This is a genomic window from Thermus sp. (assembly GCF_040290245.1).
GTDB lineage: Bacteria > Deinococcota > Deinococci > Deinococcales > Thermaceae > Thermus_A.
In genome coordinates this window covers 38,550-39,670 of the sequence record NZ_PSMQ01000001.1, presented here as the reverse complement: position 1 = coordinate 39,670, position 1,121 = coordinate 38,550, and the positions used below count along the sequence as shown (strand labels likewise).

Here is a 1,121-nt window from a genome sequence, read left to right as displayed (position 1 = left end):
TATGGCCGCTCCCGTCTTCCCCCAGCGGTCCCCAGCCAAGTAGACGAGGTCCCCCGGGGCACCCGCCCGCGGAAGGGGCCTTTGGGCCAGGGCATACCCGCTCGCCGTGAGGGCCACCTCCTCACCCTTGTTCGTATCCCCTCCCAAAAGCACCGCCCCATGGGCCCGGGCCGCCGCCGCAGCCCCCCGGACCAGGGCCAGGACCTCCTCCACCGGGTAATCCGGGGGTATAAAGAGCCCTAAGGTGAAGCCCAAAGGCCGGCCCATCTTCACAACGAGGTCCGAGGCCGTGGCCGCCACCGCCCGCCAGCCCACCTCAAAGGGCCCCATACCCCTAAGGGCCACCTCCCGGTAGAGGAACCCATCTGTTTTTAAGAGAAGACCCCTTTTCCCAAGCCAGACCCCCCCGGCGTCATCCCCCGGAGGCAAGGGGGCATCCTGGGGGTAGCCCAAAGGGGCCAGAAGCGCCAAGAGCCCGCGTTCACCCAGCCCGGCCACTCGCATCCCCCCTAGGCTACCCGGTATGATGGGCGGCGTGTTGCGGGTCGCCCTTTGCCCACACCTTCCCGCCCAGGGGCCGGTGGTTTTGGTAGAGGTCCTGCCTACGGGAAGCGCCCTCACCCTCCTCCTCGCCCGCGGGGCCCGGTCGGTCTGGGTGGCCCCGGGGCCCAAGGTGGCAGGGCTTCTTGGGGGGGTTCTTTTGGGGGAAAAGGAGGGGCTTCCCCCAGAGGGGTTCCACGCCACCCTGGACCTCTCGGCCCTGGAAAGCCTCGAGGTCCAGGGCCGGGAGGTCACCCTCCTCGCCCCAGGGCTTGCGGCCAGCCTGAACCCGGCGGAAAAGGAGGTGTATATCGGAAATTTTCGCAACGCTCGCGCGGTCTACACCACCCTTGCCCAAAAGGCCCTGACCATAAGGCCTGCAGGGGAAGGGGAGCCCTATCTGAGCGCGGTGGTAGCGGCGGGCTTCCTGGCGCGAAAACTCGCCCCAGAGGGGGAAGGGGCCTACGCCTTGGCAACGGCCCTCCTCAAGGCCTTCCCCGACCCGCAGGAAGCCCTTTTCCAAAGCCAAGAAGGGCAGCGGCTTTATCGGATGGGCCGGACGGAGGATCTGGCCCGGGCCA

The 1,121-nt window shown here is 68.2% G+C and carries 2 protein-coding genes; one reads left to right on the top strand and one right to left on the bottom strand.

Annotation, left to right across the window (positions count from 1 at the left end):
• A partial coding sequence (locus C4301_RS00215; protein WP_352413112.1) for an AIR synthase related protein occupies positions 1–504 on the bottom strand: 504 nt, incomplete at its 3' end.
• Between the two features lie 31 nt (positions 505–535).
• On the opposite strand from C4301_RS00215, the gene C4301_RS00210 reads away from it, so the two are divergent.
• Positions 536–1,121 (top strand): 2-phosphosulfolactate phosphatase (locus tag C4301_RS00210; RefSeq protein WP_352413111.1); only part of this gene is annotated, 586 nt, incomplete at its 3' end.